The organism is Actinopolyspora lacussalsi (genome assembly GCA_030803735.1).
In the GTDB taxonomy this organism is placed as follows: domain Bacteria; phylum Actinomycetota; class Actinomycetes; order Mycobacteriales; family Pseudonocardiaceae; genus Actinopolyspora; species Actinopolyspora lacussalsi.
Genome location: JAURUC010000001.1, coordinates 673,217 through 692,064 on the forward strand (window position 1 = coordinate 673,217; position 18,848 = coordinate 692,064).

The 18,848-nt window shown below is 67.5% G+C and carries 15 protein-coding genes; 13 read left to right on the forward strand and 2 right to left on the reverse strand.

The annotated features are described in order from the left end of the window. Nucleotides 1-9: 9 nt before the first annotated feature. The 13 genes from J2S53_RS02990 (at nt 10) to J2S53_RS03050 (ending at nt 15,134) form a co-directional block, all read left to right on the forward strand. A complete protein-coding gene (locus J2S53_RS02990) occupies nt 10-1,044 on the forward strand; it encodes a 2-oxoacid:ferredoxin oxidoreductase subunit beta (protein ID WP_456242683.1) in 1,035 nt (344 codons plus the stop codon). 90 nt (nt 1,045-1,134) lie between these two features. Next, nucleotides 1,135-1,875 carry a polysaccharide deacetylase family protein gene (locus J2S53_RS02995; protein ID WP_456239654.1) on the forward strand — a complete coding sequence of 247 codons (741 nt, stop codon included), beginning with the start codon at nt 1,135-1,137 and terminating at the stop codon, nt 1,873-1,875. A 104-nt stretch (nt 1,876-1,979) separates the two neighbouring features. Then, entirely contained in the window at nt 1,980-3,404 is a 1,425-nt protein-coding gene (locus J2S53_RS03000) for a nucleotide sugar dehydrogenase (RefSeq protein ID WP_456239655.1), read from the forward strand. An 11-nt stretch (nt 3,405-3,415) separates the two neighbouring features. Beyond that, nucleotides 3,416-4,771 carry a carboxylate--amine ligase gene (locus J2S53_RS03005; RefSeq protein WP_456239656.1) on the forward strand — a complete coding sequence of 452 codons (1,356 nt, stop codon included), beginning with the start codon at nt 3,416-3,418 and terminating at the stop codon, nt 4,769-4,771. 12 nt (nt 4,772-4,783) lie between these two features. After that, a complete protein-coding gene (locus tag J2S53_RS03010; protein ID WP_456239657.1) occupies nt 4,784-6,013 on the forward strand; it encodes an NAD(P)-binding domain-containing protein in 1,230 nt (409 codons plus the stop codon). After that, complete coding sequence (locus tag J2S53_RS03015) at nt 6,010-7,464, forward strand: sugar transferase (protein ID WP_456239658.1); 1,455 nt, start codon at nt 6,010-6,012, stop codon at nt 7,462-7,464. Before J2S53_RS03010 ends, J2S53_RS03015 begins: the two co-directional genes overlap by 4 nt. Beyond that, nucleotides 7,464-8,615, forward strand: coding sequence for a glycosyltransferase (locus J2S53_RS03020; RefSeq protein WP_456239659.1), 1,152 nt, complete (start codon nt 7,464-7,466; stop codon nt 8,613-8,615). Before J2S53_RS03015 ends, J2S53_RS03020 begins: the two co-directional genes overlap by 1 nt. After that, nucleotides 8,612-9,616 (forward strand): NAD-dependent epimerase/dehydratase family protein, encoded by a 1,005-nt coding sequence (locus J2S53_RS03025; protein WP_456239660.1) that lies wholly within the window; start codon nt 8,612-8,614, stop codon nt 9,614-9,616. Before J2S53_RS03020 ends, J2S53_RS03025 begins: the two co-directional genes overlap by 4 nt. Before the next feature lie 21 nt (nt 9,617-9,637). Then, nucleotides 9,638-10,786, forward strand: a complete 1,149-nt coding sequence (locus J2S53_RS03030; protein WP_456239661.1) for a glycosyl hydrolase family 18 protein — start codon at nt 9,638-9,640, stop codon at nt 10,784-10,786. Between the two features lie 42 nt (nt 10,787-10,828). Next, nucleotides 10,829-12,241: a glycosyltransferase family 2 protein gene (locus J2S53_RS03035; RefSeq protein ID WP_456239662.1), complete on the forward strand. Its 1,413-nt coding sequence runs from the start codon at nt 10,829-10,831 to the stop codon at nt 12,239-12,241. Between the two features lie 137 nt (nt 12,242-12,378). Beyond that, complete coding sequence (locus J2S53_RS03040; RefSeq protein WP_092977281.1) at nt 12,379-13,065, forward strand: response regulator transcription factor; 687 nt, start codon at nt 12,379-12,381, stop codon at nt 13,063-13,065. A 5-nt stretch (nt 13,066-13,070) separates the two neighbouring features. Beyond that, complete coding sequence (locus J2S53_RS03045; RefSeq protein ID WP_456239663.1) at nt 13,071-14,201, forward strand: glycosyltransferase family 4 protein; 1,131 nt, start codon at nt 13,071-13,073, stop codon at nt 14,199-14,201. A 264-nt stretch (nt 14,202-14,465) separates the two neighbouring features. Beyond that, on the forward strand, nt 14,466-15,134 hold the full coding sequence (locus tag J2S53_RS03050) for a LuxR C-terminal-related transcriptional regulator (RefSeq protein ID WP_456239664.1): 669 nt from the start codon (nt 14,466-14,468) through the stop codon (nt 15,132-15,134). Nucleotides 15,135-15,232: 98 nt separating this feature from the next. Here J2S53_RS03050 and J2S53_RS03055 read toward each other — a convergent pair whose 3' ends face one another. Both J2S53_RS03055 and J2S53_RS03060 read right to left on the reverse strand, forming a co-directional pair. Next, complete coding sequence (locus tag J2S53_RS03055) at nt 15,233-16,303, reverse strand: aldose 1-epimerase family protein (RefSeq protein ID WP_456239665.1); 1,071 nt, start codon at nt 16,301-16,303, stop codon at nt 15,233-15,235. Between the two features lie 121 nt (nt 16,304-16,424). Beyond that, nucleotides 16,425-18,281, reverse strand: a complete 1,857-nt coding sequence (locus J2S53_RS03060; protein WP_456239666.1) for a glycoside hydrolase family 2 protein — start codon at nt 18,279-18,281, stop codon at nt 16,425-16,427. Nucleotides 18,282-18,848 lie beyond the last annotated feature (567 nt).

Sequence of the window (18,848 nt, forward strand, 5' to 3'; positions counted from 1 at the left end):
CTGCCCACGATGGGTGGTCTGGCCGAGGTGCCCACCACCGACGAGGAGTACTCCGCCAAGGACTTCACCAGTGACCAGGAGGTCCGCTGGTGCCCCGGCTGTGGTGACTACGCGGTGCTGGCGGCGGTGCGCGGCTTTTTGCCCGAGTTGGGGATCAAGCGGGAGAACACCGTGTTCGTGTCCGGTATCGGCTGCTCCGCCCGCTTCCCGTACTACATGAACACCTACGGGATGCACTCGATCCACGGCAGGGCACCGACGATCGCCACCGGGCTGGCGACCACGCGGCCCGATCTGTCGGTGTGGGTGGTCACCGGCGACGGCGACGGCCTGTCCATCGGTGGTAACCACCTGATCCACGCGCTGCGGCGCAACGTCAACATCACCGTGTTGTTGTTCAACAACCGGATCTACGGGTTGACCAAGGGGCAGTACTCACCCACCTCGGACCAGGGCACGGTCACCAAGTCCACCCCGGTCGGTTCGGTGGACACCCCGTTCAACCCGGTGTCGTTGGCGCTGGGAGCCGAGGCCGGGTTCGTGGCCCGCACCCTGGACTCCGACCGCGCACACCTGACCGAGACCCTGCGGGCAGCGGCGGACCACCGCGGTTCCTCGCTGGTGGAGATCTACCAGAACTGCCCCATCTTCAACGACGGCGCGTTCGACGTGCTCAAGGACAAGGACGAAAAGCAGCGCAGGCTGATCCAGCTGCGTCACGGTGAGCCCGTCACGTTCGGTCCCGAGGACGAGAGGTTCGGGGTGGTCCGTGACGAGCGGGGCGAACTGCGGGTGGCCAAGCTCGACGAGATCGACGAGCGCGACCTCGTGATTCACGACGCGCACCGTGAGGACACTGGTCACGCCTTCGCGCTGTCCCGGCTCGGCGGGCAGGATCTCGATCCGACGGTCACCGGTGTCTTCCGCGCCGTCGACCGTCCCACCTACGACGACCAGGCCAGGCAACAACTCGACGACGCGGCCCGGCAGCGTCCCGCCGACCTGCAGCGGCTGCTCACCGGCCGCGACACCTGGACAATCTGAGGTAGGCGCGATACCCGCCTTGACGGATCCGTCGGGGCGGGTCGCCGGTTACCGTCGACCCCGCACGAGTGCCCGTCGCGGGGGAGGACGATGATCGGCTCGGAAACGACAGGCACTGCTCAGCGGTTGTCGGGTGACATGCCGCCGGTGCTGATGTATCACTCCGTGCAGGAGTACACGACTGACCCTTACCGGGTGACGGTTCGCCCCGAGCGTTTCCTGCGGCAGTTGCGTTGGCTCCGCCTGCGCGGCTGGACCGGGGTGGGGGTGGGGCAGCTGCTCCGCGCGCACCGGCAGGGACTCGCGCGTGGGCTCATCGGGCTCACCTTCGACGACGGCTATGCCGACTTCGACACCACCGTGGTGGGCGCGCTGCGTGAACACGGTTTCACCGCGACCGTGTTCGTGCTCACCCGACGGATCGACGGGCACAACGCGTGGGACGGTGACGGTCCACGCAAGTCCCTCATGAGCGCGGAGCAGATCCACCGCGCCGCCGAACTGGGGATGGAGATCGGCTCGCACGGTCTGCTGCACCGTCCGCTGTCCACGCTCTCCCGTGCCGAGATGGCCGAGGAGGTGCACCGCAGCCGTTCCGAGCTCACGGAGTTACTGCATCACCCGACCGAGGGTTTCTGCTATCCCTACGGTGATCTCGACCGGAACACGATGCGCGAGGTCCACGAGGCCGGTTACGCCTACGCCTGCGCCGTTCGGCCGGGTTCGCTCGCCTGCGGATTCGCCATACCACGAATCCACGTCGGTGACCGTGACAACGGGCCGCGGCTGGAGGCCAAGCGGTGGCGCGCCCGGTTGCGCCCGAGCCGTTGACGGCGATTCCGGTGCGGCGTCCCGTCGAGTGGTGGAGGAGTTCCCTCCTGCCGGGAGGGTAGACACTTTTCCCCACTGCGGAGGAGGAACGCGGGGCCCTGCCGATGGCACGGTCGAACGGCATCGGCAGTGATACGGCACCGTCGATCCTGGGAGGAATCGTGGGGGAACTTCCGCTCTCGCTGGCGGTCAACGGCCGGGAGTACGAATTCAACGATCGGTTGGTGACTCATTCGCCGCTCGGGGACGGCGAAGACGGACTCGCCGGTTCCGCTCCCGCCAGGGTGGCGGTGGTGGGATTGGGCTACGTGGGTCTGCCGACCGTTGTGGAGTTCCACTCCAAACGAATCGACGTGATCGGAGTGGACACCAGCGGTGAGCGGTTGCGCACCATACTGGACGGCGACGTCGAGTTGGTCGAATCCGACCGGGAGGCGCTGCGGCACGCGCTCGGTACGGGAGGAATCCGACTCACCTCCGACAGCGGAGCCATCGCCGAGGCGGAGGCGATAGTCATATGCGTTCCCACGCCGGTGCGTGAGGACGGCACTCCCGAGCTGGCCGCGCTGCGGGCGGCCTGTACCGAGGTGGCATCGCACGCCCGTCCGGGCCAAACCCTGATCCTGACCTCCACGACTTATGTGGGCACCACGCGTGAGCTGCTGGTCGAGCCCCTGCGGCGACGTGGGTTGCTGCCGGGCAGGGACGTCCACGTGGCATTCAGCGCCGAACGGATCGATCCGGGAAATCCGGACCACCGGCAGCAGGACACGCCGCGTGTCGTGGGCGGAGTCACCGAGAGCTGTTCGGTGCGGGCGGCTGACGTGATCAACCAGGTGACCGACTCGGTGTTCCTGGTCAGTTCCCCGGAAGCCGCCGAGCTGACCAAGTTGTACGAGAACATATTCCGCGCGGTCACGCTGGCGTTGGCCAACGAGTTCGCCGAGGTGTGCCGGAACCTCGAGCTGGATCCCATCGAGGTCACCCTGGCCGCGGGCACCAAACCCTACGGGTTTCTGGGTGGGTTCCCCGGCCCCGGTGTGGGAGGCCACTGCATTCCCTGCGACCCCTACTACCTGCTGTGGCAGCTGCGCTCCCAGGGAGTGTCCGCTCCGTTGCTGGAGCAGGTGATGCGTGTGATCCGTGACCGTCCGCAACAGGTGGTGGCGCGGGTCACCGAACTGCTCGACGAGGCCGGGCTCACCCCGGAGAGGGCGCGCGTTCTGCTGGTAGGGGTCAGCTACAAGGCCGGCGTGGCCGACTTGCGGGAGTCGCCCGCACTGCCCATTCTGTCCGGGCTCGCGGAACTGGGGGCCGAGATCGGTTACTACGATCCGTTGGTTCCGCGAGTCCGACTCTCCGAGAGCACCGAGCTGGCCAGCGAACTCAGCCCCGCCGACGGACATTGGGATCTCGTGCTGGTGCACACGCCCCATCCGGAGTTCGACTACCGCTGGGTCGGCCGCTTCCCCCTGGTGCTCGACGCCACCTACCGGTTCGACCACGCGCCGCATCGCAGGCTCGTGTGAGGAGGTGTGCCGTGCCCGGTTCACGAAACACACCGTCGCCCGCCGCGGGGGCGTTCGACACCACCACACCAGTGGTGGTGCTCAAACTGGACGACAACCCGCTGCACCACGGTGGTCTGGGGATCATCCGCGGTCTGGGCAGGCTGGGGGTGCCGGTCTACGGGGTCTGCGAGGATCCGCTCGTTCCCACCGCCCACTCCCGTTACCTGCACGGACACTGGCGATGGCGTGCCGGGGAGGGCACCGAACTCGACGTCGTGGACGGGCTGGCACGGATCGTCGAACGCCTCGGACGGCCCACGGTGGTGTTGCCGACCGACGACGCCGGGGCCATCCTGCTGGCCGAACACGCGGCCGGACTGCACCCGTGGTTGTTGTTCCCCCGTCCTCCCACCGACCTGCCGCGGAAACTGGCGGGCAAGGATTCGCTGTACCGGCTCTGCCGGGATCACGGAGTTCCCGCTCCCCGAACCGAGACGGTCACCACCTGGCCGAGAGCCCGTGCGTTCGCGGCCTCGGTCGGTTATCCACTGATCGCCAAGCTGGCCAGTCCCTGGCGCCGCGACGGCCACCGCCTTCCCAGTACAAGCGTGGTACGCACCCCGAATCAACTCGCGGAACTGCACCGCGCCGCGGGGCAACCGATCGTGTTGCAGGAGTTCCTGCCCCACGCGACGACGCCGGGACGTGGCCAGGACTGGTTCCTCCACGGTTATCTGGGTGACGATCCGGCACAGAGCCCGGTGTGCACCGGGGTCAAGGAACGCTCCTATCCCGCGGCGGCGGGACTGACCAGTTTCGGTCGCTGGGTGACCAACCACGAGCTCGGGCGACAAGCCGTCGAGCTGCTGCGCCGAACCGGCTTCCGCGGTCTCGTGGACATGGACTGGCGTTGGGATCCCAGGGACGGCCACTACAAACTACTCGACTGCAACCCCAGGCTGGGCGCTCAGTTCCGACTCTTCAGCGACCGGGCCGGGCTGGACCTCGCGGTGACGGCCTATCTGGACCTGACCGGACAGCGTGTTCCACGCATAGCGCACGGTCCCGAGCGTCGTTTCGTGGTGGAGAACTACGACCCGCTGGCGGCGTTCGGAGGGTGGCGCGGCGGTCGTCTCGGTCTCCGGGAGTGGATCACCTCGCTGCGTGGCACGGAGGAAACCGCTTGGTTCGCACGGGACGACCTCGCTCCGTTCGGACTGATGTGTCTGCGGATGGGATGGCGAGCGCTGTCGCGTCCGATTCCGGTGTCGCGGCGGCCGCAACGGGCGCGCGCACCCGAGTTTCGTTTCGGACGAGCGGGGGCCCGTCGGGGCTCGCCCACGGTGAACGAGTCGAACGAGTCGAGTACTTCAGTTCCGAGTTGAGGGGGTCCAGCGATGAACGAAACAGTCGACGTCGCCATTGTCGGAGCCGGTCCCTACGGCCTGTCGTTGGCGGCCCACCTGCGATCCGCCGGAGTTAGCCACAGACAGTTCGGAGTTCCGCTCAACCTCTGGCGTACCGCCATGCCTCGGGGGATGTACCTCAAATCGCAGGGATTCGCCTCGAACCTCTCCGATCCCCATGCCAGCCACACACTCGAAAAGTTCTGCCGCGAGACCGGACGGGCCTACGCCGATATCGGAATTCCGGTTTCGCTGGAGACCTTTCTGGAATACGGCGCGTGGTTCGAGCGCCACCACGCTCCCGACGTGGAGCAGGTGCTGGTCGAGGACGTTCGTAGCGTCGGGGACCACTACGAACTGGAGCTGACCGACGGCAGGAGCGCCACCGCCCGAAACGTCGTGATAGCCACCGGCGTCGAGCACTTCACCCGGGTTCCCGACGTGCTCGCCCAGCTACCCGCCCACCTGGCCTCCCACAGCAGTGCTCACGTGGATCTCGGGGTCTTCCGGGACCGCGAGGTGGCCGTTGTCGGTTCCGGACAGTCCGCGCTGGAGACCGCCGCGCTGTTGCGGGAGTCCGGTGCTTCGGTCCGGATCATCGCCCGAGCCAGTGACATCGTGTGGAACGGTCTACCACCCACCGACGACAAATCGCTGCGCCGCAGACTCCGCGAGCCCGAAGCGGGACTCGGTTCGGGCTGGGCGACCTGGTTCTATTCCGAACACCCCGACCTGTTCCGCAGGCTGCCGGTGAGTACTCGGGTGCGGTTGGCCCGCACCGCGATGGGGCCCGCCGGCGCTTGGTGGTTGCGGGAACGCGTGGACGGCCGTATCCCGATGCTGCTGGACCGCCAGTTGGACTGGGCTGATCCCACCGGGGACCGGCTGAGGCTGGGATTGCGCCGAGGCGGCGAGACGACCACGCTCACGCTGGATCACATCATCAGTGCCACCGGCTATCGACCCGATCTCGGGCGGTTGCCCTTCATCAGCCCCGAGCTGCGCGGCAGGGTGGGAACGCTGGACCGGGCGCCGCGTGTCGATCCCGGATACCAGTCCACGGTGCCGGGACTGTACTTCATCGGACCCGCCGTCACTCCGACGTTCGGTCCGGTGATGCGGTTCGTCTACGGTGCCGACCACGCCGCTCGCGCCGTCACCGGCCGGATCTCGCCCGCCAGGGAGCGCCGCGCGTTCGCCCTGCCGGGGGTGGGTAGATGAATTGGCAACCGGTGCGCGATCGGCACCGGGCGGTGCCCGCTCCACGAGCGGCGGGACCGGGGGAGACGCGGCGACCCGGTGAGTCGGAGGGACTCACCGGGTCCCTCGGGACCGACTCGCCGCTGCCCGCGAGCTGGACGCCCTCGCTGCTACCGCGGCTGTTTCCGGCGGTCGATCTGCTCGTGCTCGGTGCGGTGGCGATCGTGCTGCGACTGCCGGGCCCCGCGGCGTTGCTCTACGTACCAGCGGTGCTGCTGTCGCTGGCCGTTCGGGGGACGCAACGTCTCCCGCTGCGTAGCAGGATCTCCGACGACGCCGGAAGCCTGCTGACCGCCGCCGGTCTGCCGCTGTTGGTGTTGTTCGCCTGGTTACCGGTGTCCCGTGTGCTGCTGCTGGGAGCCTGTTCCGCAGCGGCGCTGCTGTTCGGCAGGTCGGTTGCCGTGTTCGTGCTCCGTAGCGCCCGCAGTCGGGGAAGGCTGCTCGAATCCGTGGTGATCGTCGGACGTAACGAGGTCGCGACGGAGCTGGCCCACGCCATGACGCGGCGCCGTGAACTCGGCCTGCGGTTCGTCGGGTTTCTCGATCGCCCCGACACGGCGGAGGAGGTGGGGCGGGACGTGCTGGCCCGCCCGGAAGAGCTGGCCGAGGTCGTTCGACGCCACCGCGTCACCCGGGTGGTGCTGTGCTGCACCGACGAGCGGAGCCCCGAGATCACCGGTGTGGTGCGTCGGTGCCGGAGTTCGACGCTGGACATCTGCGTGCTTCCCCGGATGCCCGGGCTGGGGCTGGCCGCATCGCGGGCGTCGCTGGACGAGGTGTGGGGGATACCGCTGCTGCCGCTCCGCCGCGGCGCACACGCCTCCGGCGGGGGCTTCGCCAAACGAACCCTCGATCTGCTGCTCGCCCCGGTGCTCTCGCTGTTGACGCTGCCGGTACTGCTGCTGCTGAGCATCGCCGTGCGTTGCCGGAACCCCGCGGCGTTCTTCCGGCAGGAGCGGATCACCGCCGCCGGAGCTCTTACCCGCGTCACCAAACTCCGCACCGTCAACGCGACCGGTCATACGGGGTGGACACCGACACCGGGGCAGTGCGGAAAGCTGGGTGGCTGGCTGCGCGGCAATCATCTCGACGAGTTACCGCAGCTCTGGAACGTACTACGGGGTGGTATGTCCCTGGTCGGGCCACGTCCCGAGCGGCCGTACTACGCGGTGCGCTTCGCGGCGGCGATACCGAGCTACGCCGACCGGCATCGCGTCGTGGGAGGGCTCACCGGCTGGGCACAGGTGCACGGGTTGCACGGTGACACCTCGATCGTCGAGCGGGCCCGTTTCGACAACCAGTACATCGAGTACTGGTCACCTTGGTTGGACCTGGTGATTCTCGTGCGCACGGCCGGAGTCGTGCTCAGGGGACTCATCGGGTCGCGCCGCAACCGGCAGAGGGGGCAATAGTGCGAGTCCTACACGTGATCACCGGCCTGGGGATCGGCGGAGCCGAACTGCAGCTTTACGAGCTGGTACGCCGTAGCAGACACGAATGCGAGGTCGTGACCCTGTACAACGCGGGCGAGGTCGCGAACATGATCTCCGGAGCCGGAATTCCGGTGCACGATCTCGGCATGACCAGCAACACCGAGCTGGGCGCGTTGTTCCGGCTCCGCTCCCTGATGCGTTCCGGCGGGTTCGACGCCGTGCACACGCATCTCTACCGTTCCTGCGTCTACGGTCGGACAGCGGCGCGACTCGCGGGCGTTCCCGTGGTCGTCGCCAGCGAGCACTCCATCGGCGAAACCCACCTCGAGCGCAGACGCATGAGCGCGGGCGTGCGGCTGCTCTACCTGGGCAGCGATCTGTTCTCCGACACCACCATAGCGGTGTCGGACACCGTGGCCACCCGGTTGCGTCGGTGGGGTCTGCCCGCGCGCAAGGTGCGTGTCATTCCGAACGGCGTCGACTTCGACAGGGTCGCCTTCGATCCGGACGCACGCGCACGCACCAGGAACGAACTCGGACTCTCCGAGCGGCACCGGGTGGTCGGAGTGCTCGGCAGGCTCGACCCGAACAAACGGTTCGACCTGCTCATAGAGTCCGCCACTCCGTTGCTGGACGAGGACACCAGGCTGTTGCTGGTGGGCGACGGTCCGGACCGGCAACGGCTGGAGGAACTCGCGGAAGCCAACGGAGTCTCCGACAAAGTCATCTTCGCGGGCAAGCGAAGTGACGTGGCGTCCGTGCTGTCGGCGCTGGACCTCTTCGTCGCCTGCTCCAAGCAGGAGACGTTCGGGCTGTCGGTACTGGAGGCCCTGGCCAACGGGCTCGTGGTGCTCTACACCACCTGCCCGGCACTGGACGGGGTCAGCACCGACCGCGCGATCGAGGTGGCGGGCGAGGTCGAGGAGCTGCGGTCCGCGCTGCGTGCGGAGCTGTCGGCAGCTCGGCCACGCACCCAGGTTCCCGAGTTGCGGGAGCTGTACGGGATGGACGCCGTAACCGAGCGGATCGACCAGCTCTACGACGAGCTGCTGAGCGGTCGTCGTGACGGACGGCGTGTTCGGCAGCAGGGCACCGTAGGCGATCCCGCGAGTTCGGGGGTGAACCCATGAGGGCACTCGTCACCGGGGCCGCGGGTTTCGTGGGATCACACCTGGTTCGGTATCTGCTCGCGGCGGGACACACGGTCGTCGCGCTGGACGACGGCAGCACCGGGGACTGGGACAATCTCGCCGGGGTGGCCGAGCACGAACGGCTGTGCCCGGTTCCGGGCAGCGTTGTGGACGGGGAGACCGTGGAGCGGGCCACGGCCGGCTGTGACGTGGTGTTCCACCTGGCCGCCGCTGTCGGGGCCTTCGTCATCCGAGACCGCACGTTGGAAAGCCTGCTCACCAACATCCACGGCACGCATCGCGTGCTGGAGGCGGCCCACCGGCACGGCAGCCGGGTGCTGATCGCCTCCACCAGCGAGATCTACGGCAAGAACGACAAGATCGGCCTCACCGAGGATGACGACAGGGTAGTCGGTTCGCCGTTGAAGTCGCGGTGGTCCTATTCGGAGGCCAAGGCCGTCGACGAGAGCTTGACCAGGTCCTTCGTGGACGAACAGGGGTTGTGGGCGGTCATCGTGCGCCTGTTCAACACCGTCGGGCCCGGACAGAGCGGGCGCTACGGCATGGTGCTGCCCCGTTTCGTGTCGATGGCGCTTCGCGGGCACCCGCTCACGGTGTTCGGGAGCGGCGAGCAGATCCGCTGCTTCTGCCATGTGGACGACGTGGTTCCCGCTCTGGTCTCGCTGGTGCACAGTGACTCGGCACGTGGTCGTGCGGTCAACCTCGGCAGCACCGAGCAGGTGTCGATCGAGGAACTCGCACACCGGGTGATAGCCACCACCGGCTCCCCGAGCGATATCGTGCACAGTCCCTACGAGGCCGTGTACGGCTCCGGTTACGAGGACATGTCGCGGCGTGTGCCCGACTGTTCGCTGGCGCGGGAGCTGGTCGGTTTCCGGCCCGCCCACGATCTGGATTCGATCATCAGATCGGTCGTCGACGAGCACACCCGCACCGGGGAGGGCGTCACTGTCAGGTCGGGTCGTGTTGACACCGGCTGACGCGCGGTTGGGGGTGTGCTCATGCGTGGGAAGCCCGTAACCCGGTGGTTCGCCGTGCTCGGATCCAGGGTGCGGCGAATCGCCCTCGTGGGAGGTGTGGCGGTGTTGTGCCTGGCGTTGATACTGGTCGTGCTTTCGGTGCGACGCGATCCCGCTCCCCGCCCCACCGCCGGCTCCGGTGAGGTGGTCGCCGCCCTGCCGTTCTGGAACTTCCAGGGAGGGACCTCGGAGCTGATGCGGCACACCGAAGGGTTCACCGAGGTCTCGCCCTGGATGTACGGGCTCGATCCCGAGGGGAACGTGGTCAGCCAGATCCCCTCGGACCGAGCCGGGCGGACCCGTGAGGCCCTGGATTCGCTGCGGAGAACCGAACTGCGGTTCACCCCCAGTGTGGCGAACATGACCCACGGTGCCTGGTCCTACGACTCGGTGGCTCAGATCCTGCACGATCCGCGACGGATGCGACAGCACGTACGGGAGATCGTCGACCTGGTGCTCTCCAACGACTACGCCGGTATCGACATCGACTACGAGGACCTCAAGGCCGAGGACCGCGAGGAGTTCAGCACGCTGGTCCGGGAGCTGGCGGACGCGCTGCACGCCCACGACAGAACACTGTCGGTGGCGGTGTTCGCCAAGGCCAGCCGGCGTGGTTACGACGAACGCAACGTCGCGCAGGACTACGCGGCCATCGGGCGTGCCGCGGACCAGGTGCGTCTGATGGGATACGACCGGCACTGGTCGACCTCGCCGCCCGGGCCGGTGGCGCCGGTCGACTGGATACGAGACGTGCTCGACTACGCACGTGGCACCATGCCGCCCGAGAAGGTAGTGCTGGGGGTACCGCTTTACGGATACGACTGGTCACAGGGCAAGGGGCAGCCGGTGACCTGGGACGAGGCCACTCGAATCGCGCGGCGGCACGACGTGCGGATCCGGTTCGACGAGGAGAGCCGTACCCCGTGGTTCCGCTACACCGACACTGACGGGACACCGCACGAGGTGTGGTTCGAGAACGCGGCCAGTTCGCACGCCAAGTTCGAAGTGGCGGACCGGTCCGGCATCGGTGGTGTCTACCTGTGGATGTACGGCCCGGCCGATCCCGCCACCTGGCCGCGACTGCGCCAGACCTTTCCCGTGGCCCGTCGTTCCGCTCGGGCACGCCGATGACGTCCGTCCACGCGGTGGTTCGGGTGTTGAGGAGGTGGCCAGTTGATTCCGTGGTGGCTTGTGGCCGTGCTGATTTTCGGGGCGAATTTCGTGCTCTGGGGAAGTATGGGACTGCTCCGGATGATCACTACGAGTTGCGCCGCGTCTTACGACCGCGTGGCACGCCGGATCCGCCCACCGTTCTCGCGCCGCGGCTCCGGTTGCTTTCCCGGTGACGTCGACCTCGGACGGAGACGGGGTGCCGGTGGCGAGCCCCCCTTCGGCACCGATCGGGTGGCAGTGCTCATGGCCGCCCACAACGAGGAGCTCGTGATCAACGACAGTTTGGAGTCGGTGACCGAACTCGTGCCACGCGACAACGTGTACGTGGTTTCGGACGGGTCCACGGACCGAACCGTCGAACTCGCCGAACGGGCGGGCGTGAACGTGATCAGCACCTGGAGCAACGTGGGGAAGGCGGGCGCGCTGCAGCAGGCGATCGAGCGGTTCCGCCTCGTCGAACACTATCCGGCCGTGCTGCTGCTGGACGCCGACACCCGGCTCGACAGGAACTACTTCCGGGCGGCCCTGCCGTTGTTCGGTGATCCGCGGGTCGCCGCGGTCGCCGGCTTCGTACGCACCGACTGGGACCGCGGCGGGCTCTCTCCATTGGGCAGGTTGCTGGTGTCCCACCGGCAGCGGATCTACGCGCTGAGCCAGTACCTGCTCAAGTTCGGTCAGACCTGGCTGCGGTGCAACGCCACACACATCGTTCCCGGCTTCGCCAGTATGTACCGCACCGAGGTGTTGCCCCACATCGAGATGAATCCACCCGGTCTGGTCATCGAGGACTTCAACATGACCTTCGAGGTGTATCAGAAACGGCTCGGCAAGGTCGGTTTCACGCCCGCCGCGGTGGCAGTGACACAGGATCCGGACAACCTTCGCGACTACGTCCGGCAGACCAAGCGCTGGGCGCTGGGACTGTGGCAGACCGTACGCCGACATCGCCCCAGGACCAATCTGTTCACCTGCATGCTGTTGCTGCTGTTGACCGAACTGCTAACCAGCGGTCTGCTGATGGTCGTGCTGCCGCTCGTCCTCCTGCTGCTGCTGTTGCCGCTGTTCTTCCCCGGCACGGCCGATCTCGCCGTGCTGGGACCACTGCACGACGCGGTGTCGAGCTACGTCAGCCTGTCCTCGTTGCTGCTGGGCGTGGTGATAGTGGACCTGTCCCTGACCCTGCTGGTGGCTCTGGCGCTTCGCAAACCACGATTTCTCGTGTTCGGCGCCTTCTTCCTGTTCCTGCGGATACTGGATGCCGCCCTGTCGCTGTACACCCTCCCGCTGGCATGGCTGACCAGGTCGTCGGGGCGGTGGCGGAGTCCGGGACGGCGTGCTCCCGCACCATCGCCGGTGGAGCCGACCTCTTCGGTCGGGGCCGATGTCACCACATCCAGTGGTTCAGGAGCGTGAACATCACGTCATTCGGCTCGGAACGTCTCGTGCGCCCGCCGGAGCGGCGCGTTCCCCTCGTGCTGCGCGTGCTGTGCGGCTACTGCAGAATTCGCCGGTACGGGAGGTAACCGCACCGGCCGTGTCCTGGGGGAAGCATGCTCCGCCTGTTGCTCGTGGACGAACAACGCATGTTCGTCGAGGCTCTCACGCAGTACCTGTCCACCGAGTCGGACCTCTGGGTGTCCGACAGCGCGTATCCGAGCGAGACGGATCTGCTCGACCGGGCACGAATCGCCTGGCCCGACGTCGCTGTCGTCGACATCGCGATACTGCGAAATCGCGTGCACGAAGTGCTGCGAAGACTCGAAGAAGCGTGTCCCGACGCGCGGGTGGTGGTGCTGAGCTCGACCCTCGACCCGGAGCCCGCGGTGCGTGCCGCGCGGGCCGGCGCGGCCGCCTGGCTGCCCAAGGAGCGTGGCATCACCGAACTGGTCGAGGTCATTCGGCTGGTCGGTCGCGGACACGCCTGGTACCCCCCTGAAGTGCTCGCTGAGGTACTGTGCGCGTTGCGGCAGGAGGCCGGCCCCGTCGGGACCGGCGATGATCCGCTCGCCGTCCTCAGCGTGCGCGAGCGCCAAGTGCTGGGCGTCATGGCGGAGGGCAAACGTGGTCGGCAGATAGCCGCCGAACTCTTCATATCGGTGCAGACGGTTCGCAAGCACACTCGCGGCATCCTCACCAAGCTCAACGTGCACACTCAACTCGAGGCGGCCATGCTCGCCAATTCCGGGGGAGAGACGCCCGTCCTCTCGGAAACCACCGTGCGTGCTCTGCCGCGGTAGACGAGATGCGCGAGCACCCACGGGTAGCCACCGTCATCACGCGTCTGGAGGGCGGGGCCGGATTGGTGGCCCTGCGCTGCGCACTCGCGCAACATGCCGACTCCTGGCCGGTCACCCTCGTCACCGGCAGCGACGGGGAACTGGTGAGGCACGCGGAACGGGCCGGACTCGACGTCGTGGTGGAACCGGCACTGCGCAAGCCGATCGTCCCCTGGTGGGACCTCGTCGCGCTGTTCCGGTTGACCGCGTTGTTCGCCCGGGCAGGGTTCGACGTCGTGCACACCCACACCGCCAAGGCCGGGGCCCTCGGGCGGGTGGCCGCCCGGCTGTCAGCGGTGCCGCGAGTGGTGCACACGTACCACGGGTTCCCGTTCCACCGGTTTCAGGCGCGCTGGTTGCGACTCTGCTACGCGGCGGTGGAACGGCTGCTCGGCCGACTCACCGACGATGTGCTGTGCGTGGGGGAGGGGGTCGCGAACGAGGCGACGCGACTCGGGCTGGCCACCTCCGATCGGATCCGCGCCGTCGGCGTTCCCGTTTCGCTGGAGCCCCCACGCGCGGACGCCGAGAGTCGACGCCGAGCCCGTCGTGCGCTTCGCATCCCCTACGACCGGCTGGTCGTCGGTGCTGTCGGGAGGCTGACCTACCAGAAGGCGCCGGAGGACCTCGTCGACGCACTGGCCCGGCTGCCCCGCACGGATGTTTGTGGTGTCTGGCTCGGCGAGGGGGAGCTGCGGGACCGGATCGAACGTTTGGCACGGGAGCGGCTCGGTGACCGCTTCGTGTTCGCGGGGCATCGTTCGGATGTCGCCGAGCTGCTGCCCGCCTTCGACGTGTTCGTCCTGCCCAGCAGGTACGAAGGGCTGCCGTTGGCGGTGATCGAGGCCATGCTGTGTGGGCTCCCCGTTGTGGCCACGGCGGTCAACGCTGTCCCGGACCTCGTAGTGACAGGGCACAACGGGGTGCTGGTTCCGCCACGCCGCCCCGATCTGTTGGCCGGAGCGCTCTCCGACCTGCTGGAGGACCCGGCCGAACGGGCCCGCATGGGAAGTGCTGGTAACCGCGGTATCGACGGTGAGCGGTTCGGCATCGCGGCGGTCACCCGCGAGCTGGGGTCCGTTTACCGGGGTAAATGAATCTCTTGCTACTTAACGGATTCGAACAACGACAGAGCGTGCGCGTGCCGTCCGCAGCGGGTATAACACCAGTGTGGCGACTGTGGTGCTCTTTCGAACCCGAGTCGGCGGGGGGCCGCCCGAGCCCGACCGCACTGAAACGCCGGTGGAAGCGTAGGGGACGCGTCCACATCGGCTTGTCGAGGCCGTGAGCGTGAGGTCGGGATCCGTGGTGCACCGCGAACGGGCTCCGGCGGGATCACGGCTGACCACGAGGGGGAAACAATGGCTGACCTGGTGCTGGGGGACAATCACACGGTGTTCGTAGAGGCACTGGTAACGGTGCTCCCACAGCGGGGACTCAACGTGCTGGACACCGCGCACAGCATCACCGAGACCGTACGCAGCGTGCGTCGCAACAAACCCGACGTGTGCGTGCTGGAGAGGTTCTTCACCGATGGCGACTCCCTGAACCGCCTGGACGAGATCACGGCCGCCGGAGGATCACGAATGCGGGTGCTGCTGCTCACCGCGGACTCCGACGCGGATGGTATGCGCCGCGCGATGCGGGAGGGGGCCATCGGTTACGTCACCAAGATGTGTGGACTGACCGCCCTGGTGGAGGCCGTGGGCAAGGCCGCGGCAGGGGAACCGGTCACCCGCCTGCCCCGTCTCCCCGAAGGTCGCAGCACCAGTGTCAGCCTGCCGAACAGCCACGATCGCGCATCGCCGCGGATGTCGTTGACACCCCGGGAACAGGACTGCCTGCGCCTGCTCGTCTCGGGGGCTCGTACCACGACCATGGCCAAGCAACTGGGAGTCTCCAGCACGACGGTACGCACCCACGTGCAGGCGTTGCTGGGCAAACTGGGCGTGCACTCCAGACTGGAAGCCGCCACCTTGGCGGTACGGCACAGTCTGCTGGAACCTCCTGACGAGGACGAGGCGAGCTGACCGGAGCTCGTCCATCACCGCTTCCGAGTGGAAGCGGTGATGCCGGTGAGTCGGGTGCTTCCGGCACGAGCCGACCGCTCGTGCCGGAAGCACCGCCTTCACCGGGGTACCAGCACGCCCCACGTTCCGGTGTGTCGCTCACCGGGACGCACCACTCGCACGGCCTCGCCGGTCACGAACGCGTTCGGCGGGCAGGTGTTCGGTTCCACCGTGATTCCCGAGCGGGCCGGCTGCGGGCGCTGTTCGCTGGGAGCGTCGTCGGTGTAGACCTGGAGGTAGCCGTAGGACTCGTCCACCCACAGCAGCACGTCGAGTCCGTCGGTACGCCCGAATCGTACGGTCGCGTGGCCGCGTCGATTCCGCGCCAGATCCTTGAAGGCCGTGTCCATACTGGTCGAACCGATGGTCCTGCCGCTCCGGAAGTCGTACTCGGTTCCCGCGACCGAGGCGGTACCCGTCGGGATGAGCCGTTCGTTGGTGCGATAGTAGGTCGCCGCGGGCAGCCGGAGCTCCATGCCGTCGGTACCGCCCGTCCCGGCGGCGATGTAGGTGTGATTCGCCCATCCCACGGGTGCTTCGTGCTCGCCCGCGTTCTCGGCGGTCAACGTGCACCGCACACCGTGGCGGTCGACGCTGTACTCCACCAGGAACGCCATGCGGAAGGGATAGCCGTACTGCGGGTGCAGCAGGTACCGCAGCGACACGCTGTCGGTTCGGTGCCGCACCGGTTCCCACTCCACGAAGTTCATCAACCCGTGCAGTGCCGCCTGCCTCGAGGGTTCGTTGATCGGAACCCGCAGCCGCTCACCGTTGAACTCGTAGGTTCCCCGGTCGATCCGATTGGGCCAGGGCAGGATCGTTTTGCCCTGGAAGCCCTCGCCCACCTCGTCCGGGGAATGAGTAAGCAGCATCTCCTCGCCCGACACCCGCCAGGAGAGCAGGGTCGCCGCCACCCCGCCCACGAGCGCACGGTGGTGCCCCGAACGGATCTCGTAGAGCCTGCCGCTCGCGCTCTGTTCCCCACCACCGTGGCCGGGCAGGTGGTGCCCGCCCCCGGAAGATCGTGCGGCGGCTCTGCCGCCCAGCGCCGCGGCCGCGCTCGTCGCGGTGAGAGTGGTCAGCGCGCCGCGCCTGCTCCAGCCACTCCTCGTCGGTCCGGCATCGGTCAAGGGAGCTCCCTTCTTGTCGAAGCCCGTGGAGTTTCTCCGATCGGGTTCTCGGGATGTTCTGTCGGAGAGGACCGGGTGGGGGAACGCGCGGTTCCGCCCACCCGGCCGGAGCACGAGGAGCTCACGGGCTGCCGGATTCGATGATCGCCTCGTTGTCCGCCCGGATCGAGGCGACATCCGGCTTGGTGACCCTCCTGTCGTAGGTCATCAGGCCGTTGACCTCGTTCTCCACGTCCGAGACCTGGGTGTAGACCGCGGCCGACAGGCCGTTTCGCTCGATCGCGCCGATCAGGTCGTCGCTGAGCTGGCCGTAGCGCTCGGTGAGTTCGGCCCGAGTGTCGGTCATCTCGTAGGCTTCCGGCCGGCCCGGCCAGAGGTGTCCCTGCTCGACCAGTCCGAGGCCGCCGTACTCGCCGTCGACCGCCGCTCGTTCGGCGGTGGCCTCCGGAGTGCCCGGCCCCACGTAGGTGTGATCGTCGTAGATGTCGCCCGCTCCAGTGTCCGGCAACGAGTTACAGCAGTTCACTCCGCTGGCGGCGTTCACGAGCCTGCTGGGGTCCTGCCGCTGGATCCGCTCCGTGACGCGGGCGGTGTCGAACTCACCCCATCCCTCGTTGAACGGCACCCAGGTCACCAGCGAGGTCACGCTGTCGAGCTGATCGACGACGGCGGTAGTCTCGGCCTCGAACTTCGTCCTGGCCTCCTTCGATGGCACGCCGTTGGTGCCGCCGGTTTGGGCCGTAAGGGAGGGCATGTCCTGCCAGACCAGCATGCCCATCCGGTCGGCCCAGTAGTACCAGCGCTTCGGGGCGACCTTGATGTGCTTGCGGAGCATGTTGAAGCCCATCCGCTTGGCCTGCGCTATGTCGTGACGCATGGCCTCGTCCGCGGGCGGGGTGTGCAGTCCGTCCGGCCAGAAGCCCTGGTCGAGCATCCCCTGCTGGAACAGGATCTTCCCGTTGAGGGCGAGTCGTTTTCTGCCCTGCGAGTCCTCGATCAGTCCGATCGAACGCATCCCCGCGTAACTGGCGACGCGGTCCAGTTCACGGCCGTCGGCGTCCAACAGGCGTACGGTCAGGTCGTAGAGGTACGGATCGTCGGGACTCCACGTTCGCGGGTTCGGAACCGGCGCCCGCACGGTCGAGCCCGCTTCCGTGGTGGTCCGGGAGACCACCCCGCCATCCGGGCGCGATACCATCGTTTCCACGCTCGCGGCCCGGGTGCCTCGGATCTCGGGTTCCAGCTGGAACGTCTCCGCCTCGAGCCGCGGTGTGATGTTCAGTTCCGCCAGGTGCGTCCGCGATACCGGCTCCAGCCACACGGTCTGCCAGATGCCGGAGGAACCCGTGTAGAAGATCCCGCCGGGATTGTCGGTCTGCTTGCCGACGGGGTACTGACCCCGTTCGTTGGCGTCCGTGACAGCCACGGTCACTCGTTGCCGTGATCCCGGCCGCAGCGCGTCGGTCACGTCGACCGTGAACGAGGTGTAACCACCCCGGTGGGAACCGACTCGCTCACCGTTGACCCAGACCGTCGACTCCTGGTCTACGGCCCCGAAGTGCAACAGCAACTCGTCGCCGCGCCAGTGGGGCGGCACCCGGAAGTCGCGGCGGTAGAGCATGTGGTCGTCGTGCCGCTGAATGCCGGAGAGCGCGGACTCGACCGGGTAGGGGACCAGGATCCGTTCGCCCAGGTCCTGTTGGTTCCGGTCCGGAGGGCCGGCACCGCCCGCGTACTCCCATTCGCCGTTCAGGTTCTGCCAGCGCTCGCGTTTCAGCTGGGGGCGCGGGTACTCGGGAAGCGCGTTGTCCGGTCCCACCTGATCCGTCCACGGCGTGGTCAGTGGTGCTTCAGCCGGTGACCTGTGCTCGACGGGATGAGCTGCCGCCGCCGGAGCGGCACCCAGCGCCAACGCGACGGTCATCGAGAGCACACCCAGGTTCCCGGCCGTCACACGACGCGGTGGTCGTGACTGCATCGATCCTCCTCACACGGTGTCGGGCGATCCTCATCCGTGTTGAGAGCGTCGGAACCTCCACCTAGGAGGCACATGTAACAACAAAGAGCAACACAACCGGACTTAAATCACCATTAACAAACATTAATGAGCCAGGACACATCTCACGTCAACATCGGTGCACGAGATTGCTCCGTCCGGTGCAACGCTGTGAACTCGAATGGCGGCACAGTGTCAGTTTGCGAGGTCGTTCGCGTGGCATCCGGCAGACGCGCCGAGCGGACGTCGACGACCCATGTCGGGCCACACCGGCACCCGGCCACGAGCAGTGGTTCCCGGCCGTCGCGAAGCCGTGTAGGTGGCGGGGTGCGGCTAGCGACCGCTCGTGTGGTTCGAAGGGGCGAACGACTCGGGGACCGCTCAGCCGGCCGGGACGGGCCTCCCGGCTCCGCGGGCTCCGATCGATTGCACTCCGGACGGCGGAACAGGAATCCAGCACAATCGATTAGAATGATTGTCGACAATAATAAAGTGGGAAAAGGGTCGATTTCGCGGATCTCGCGGAGGACTGTCGACGGGTTTGTGAGT

Bases quoted from the DNA above. Each gene is read 5' to 3' on its own strand.
- J2S53_RS03010 (WP_456239657.1), top strand. From the start codon at position 4,784: ATGAACGAAACAGTCGACGTCGCCATTGTCGGAGCCGGTCCCTACGGC.
- J2S53_RS03000 (WP_456239655.1), top strand. From the start codon at position 1,980: ATGGCACGGTCGAACGGCATCGGCAGTGATACGGCACCGTCGATCCTG.
- J2S53_RS03050 (WP_456239664.1), top strand. From the start codon at position 14,466: ATGGCTGACCTGGTGCTGGGGGACAATCACACGGTGTTCGTAGAGGCA.
- J2S53_RS03040 (WP_092977281.1), top strand. From the start codon at position 12,379: ATGCTCCGCCTGTTGCTCGTGGACGAACAACGCATGTTCGTCGAGGCT.
- J2S53_RS03030 (WP_456239661.1), top strand. From the start codon at position 9,638: ATGCGTGGGAAGCCCGTAACCCGGTGGTTCGCCGTGCTCGGATCCAGG.
- J2S53_RS03060 (WP_456239666.1), bottom strand. From the start codon at position 18,281: ATGCAGTCACGACCACCGCGTCGTGTGACGGCCGGGAACCTGGGTGTG.
- J2S53_RS03025 (WP_456239660.1), top strand. From the start codon at position 8,612: ATGAGGGCACTCGTCACCGGGGCCGCGGGTTTCGTGGGATCACACCTG.
- J2S53_RS03015 (WP_456239658.1), top strand. From the start codon at position 6,010: ATGAATTGGCAACCGGTGCGCGATCGGCACCGGGCGGTGCCCGCTCCA.
- J2S53_RS03045 (WP_456239663.1), top strand. From the start codon at position 13,071: ATGCGCGAGCACCCACGGGTAGCCACCGTCATCACGCGTCTGGAGGGC.
- J2S53_RS02995 (WP_456239654.1), top strand. From the start codon at position 1,135: ATGATCGGCTCGGAAACGACAGGCACTGCTCAGCGGTTGTCGGGTGAC.
- J2S53_RS02990 (WP_456242683.1), top strand. From the start codon at position 10: ATGGGTGGTCTGGCCGAGGTGCCCACCACCGACGAGGAGTACTCCGCC.